Consider the following 3,203-nt stretch of genomic DNA (forward strand, 5'->3'; position numbering starts at 1 on the left):
TGTCAGAATAGCAACCAAACATCACCTGCAACCCACAAGCTTTTGCGGTATGCACCATCCGTATTGCCTCAGTTAAACCACCGGATTTCATTAGTTTGATGTTAATACCATGGACACAGTTTGCCAACGGCGGAATATCTTGGCTAGTCTTGCAACTTTCATCCACAAAAATTGGTAAAGGGGATTGCTTATACAACTGGGGTAAATCAACCTCTTTTCCAGGAGCGAGGGGTTGTTCCACATGCCTGACGCCCTGACTCGCCAGCCAGTTACACATCTCTATCCCTTCCTCCAAACTCCAACCTCCATTGGCATCTACACTCAACTCGGCTTCTGGTGCTTCATCTCGGATGGCCAGTAGCATCTGTTGATCAGCAGCAATCCCATCCGGGGAACCTAATTTAATTTTGAGTACATGAGCACCAGTAATGGGAATCCAGTCCTGGACCCGTTGCCTGGCCTTGTCTGGGTCACTAATGCCTACCGTAGAGGAAATTGGCACAATTCGGCGGCGGTTCAATCCCCACAGCCGCCAGAGGGGCAATCCCACCCGCTTCCCTAACCAGTCATGTATTGCCAAATCAATAGACGCCCAAGCTGCTGATGGCACCTGTACTTCCTCCAACACCCGTTCAATTTGTTGGTGTTCCCAAGGACTAAATGCCTCCAGCATCGGGATAACCACCTCTAGAGCTTCTAGCAGAATCTCAGTGGTTTGCTTATGGGGTGTAGGGGGCAGGAAACCCTCTGTGCCTGGATCTGACGAGCTACTGCTGAGGCTAGTTGCCTTTCCTAGGGAAAAGGGAGACCCTTCGCCCCACGCTTCAATACCCTCCTGTTCTATCCTGACCCAGACATTGGTGGTTTCAGACGTGGTGCCACGACTGATGGTTAAAGGGAACCGCTTATGTACCGTGAAGGTTTCAACGCCAATACGCATTGTTTATTTAGTAATGGTTATTTGGTTGAAGGTTGTTCGCGTAGCGTGGCCAAAGGCCAAGATTATTTGGTTGAAGGTTGAAGGTTAGTTGGTTGAAGGTTGAAGGTTAGTTGGTTGTTCGCCTTTGGCGTTCCCGTAGGGTAGGTTTGAAAGTTATTTGGTTGTTCGCCTGAGGCTTCCCTTGTAGGGTAGCTTGTTCGCGTAGCGTGGCCTATTGGCCAAGGTTATACTCTACTAGGACGATGGTGAGGAATAGGTGTGCCCGATCATCTGCCGCCTATAAGGTGTAACCTATAACCTACAACCTACAACCTGTAACCTTCAACCTGTAACCTTCAACCTTCAACCTTCAACCTGTAACCTTAAACCTCTAAATCAACCGGTAACCTTAAACCTTTATCCTTCATACTTTAACTTATAGTTTTGTAATTATTCAGTAATTTAATGATTTCAATAAAGCCATGGAAAACCCTTAAATCAAAGTTTGTTTTTGACAACCAATGGTGTCGAGTCAGGCAAGATGAAGTGGAATTACCCAGTGGTCAAGTTGTTGATGACTACTTCATTAATGTTAGACCGGATATTGTGCTGATCATGGCAATTACATGCGATCGCAATGTTGTTTTTGTCCGTCAATATCGCCATGGAGTGGGAGAAATTTTATTGGAACTCCCTGGGGGTGGTTTCAACTCAATGGAAGAAGATAGTATAAAAGCAGCTGCTAGGGAATTAGAAGAAGAGACTGGTTATGTTTCCGAGCATATGGTTTCCTTAGCAACTTTATATGATAATCCGGTAAAAGATACCAATACAATTCATTTAATTATGGCGCAAGAAGCTCAGCCATCGGGTATCCAAAATTTAGATATTACGGAAGAGGTGGAAATTGTTTTGGTACCTATAGACGAGGTTATGAAAAAAATTGAACAAGGAGAAATTTGTGTTTCTGGAACAATTGCTGCTTTGTTTTTAGGCTTGAAGTTTTTGTCTTAAGAGGATATCTGAAAAGTTTTTTATACTGAATTTTGCCCCCCTAGCCCCCCAATTCTGGGGGGAACAAGAATCCATTTGTTGCTAAAAGTCCCCCGAGCGAGCAATCCCTCGCTCGGGGGATTGAGAGGGCTTGGATGTAGCAAATGAGACTTCTCAGACAACCTCTAAATAAGTAAGCATTAAGCTGTCAGCTGATAGCTTAATGCTTACTTAAGTGCAGCGCTATGGAATCACTAATCACCCAAATCCCTAAGAGTCTTCAGATTCTTCTTCCATCGGCTTCCCTAAATCAAAAATAATAATAAATTTCGCTTCGGGCATCAGTCGTTTCAGAGCCTGCAAGTGACCCTCTGCATCGGATCGCTTACGGAACCGAGCCACAATCACTCGTTGCATCTTGGGCAATAGGCGGACTATCACCCACGGATGAAGGCGTTCAGAATAGGACATAATTGATGTATCTCCTTAGATGGGGACCAAGAGCCAGCCGGAGACCCTGGAAAATCTGTGGGCTGGCTCTTCCCGTGGACGTTTAACGACCACATTTTTATAATAACATAAAAAAACTTTAATTATAACATATTTAAAAAATTTTTGTAACAAATTTGTTTGGGAGTCGGGAGATGGGTAAATCGGGGCATACCCATCTCCCGACAGCCGTTGACCTAGTAAGACTAATAATGCTGGTTGTCAGCCCGTTAGAGGATATATAGCGTTTCTCGTAGCTATGAGGTACACATTATTTTCCCTCTTCCCTCTTCTGTGCTCCCTGCTCCCTGCTCCCTAAAATCCCAAAACTTTGTACCTGATTGAATGGCAAAGCGCTGTATATGATAGATAATAGCTGAAAGCTGAACGCGCACGCGTGCGCGTAGCGCTTAAGCTGATAACTTAACTTATATAAACTTAAGGTAATAAATTGTAATGGCAACTAAACTAATTGAATTAGACGATGGCACTTTAGTAGAAGTAGAAGTACCAGGGAATCAAGTCCAAGCTATCTCTGGTGGTTTTGCTGATAAAGTTAGTTCTACTTTCGATAAGATTCGACCGTTGTTGGTAAAGACCTGCAAGCCCATTGCTCAGACTTGGAAAGAGCTGAATAAGGAGATGGATATTGAGAAGGCTGAGGTAGAATTGGGTTTTAGTTTTGAAGGAGAAGGAAATTTATATATTACTAGGTCAGCGGCAAATGCTAACCTGAAAGTGAAACTGGTACTGAAACCAAAAGATTAATTAAAAATGACCCCAGAAGAACTACAGGAATCGG

At 44.0% G+C, this 3,203-nt stretch carries 4 protein-coding genes; 2 read left to right on the plus strand and 2 right to left on the minus strand.

From position 1 onward, the window contains the following. A partial coding sequence (locus tag F6K37_RS35805; protein ID WP_287255683.1) for a dipeptide epimerase occupies positions 1 to 940 on the minus strand: 940 nt, incomplete at its 3' end. Between the two features lie 444 nt (positions 941 to 1,384). Between F6K37_RS35805 and F6K37_RS35810 the strand changes: the two genes are divergently transcribed. Then, entirely contained in the window at positions 1,385 to 1,933 is a 549-nt protein-coding gene (locus tag F6K37_RS35810) for an NUDIX hydrolase (RefSeq protein ID WP_287255685.1), read from the plus strand. A gap of 249 nt (positions 1,934 to 2,182) precedes the next feature. Here F6K37_RS35810 and F6K37_RS35815 read toward each other — a convergent pair whose 3' ends face one another. Next, positions 2,183 to 2,383 (minus strand): hypothetical protein, encoded by a 201-nt coding sequence (locus tag F6K37_RS35815; protein WP_287255688.1) that lies wholly within the window; start codon positions 2,381 to 2,383, stop codon positions 2,183 to 2,185. Between the two features lie 474 nt (positions 2,384 to 2,857). Between F6K37_RS35815 and F6K37_RS35820 the strand changes: the two genes are divergently transcribed. Continuing rightward, entirely contained in the window at positions 2,858 to 3,169 is a 312-nt protein-coding gene (locus F6K37_RS35820) for a CU044_2847 family protein (RefSeq protein ID WP_287255690.1), read from the plus strand. Positions 3,170 to 3,203 lie beyond the last annotated feature (34 nt).

Origin of the sequence: Moorena sp. SIO4E2 (assembly GCF_010671945.1) — a bacterium.
Taxonomy (GTDB): domain Bacteria; phylum Cyanobacteriota; class Cyanobacteriia; order Cyanobacteriales; family Coleofasciculaceae; genus Moorena; species Moorena producens.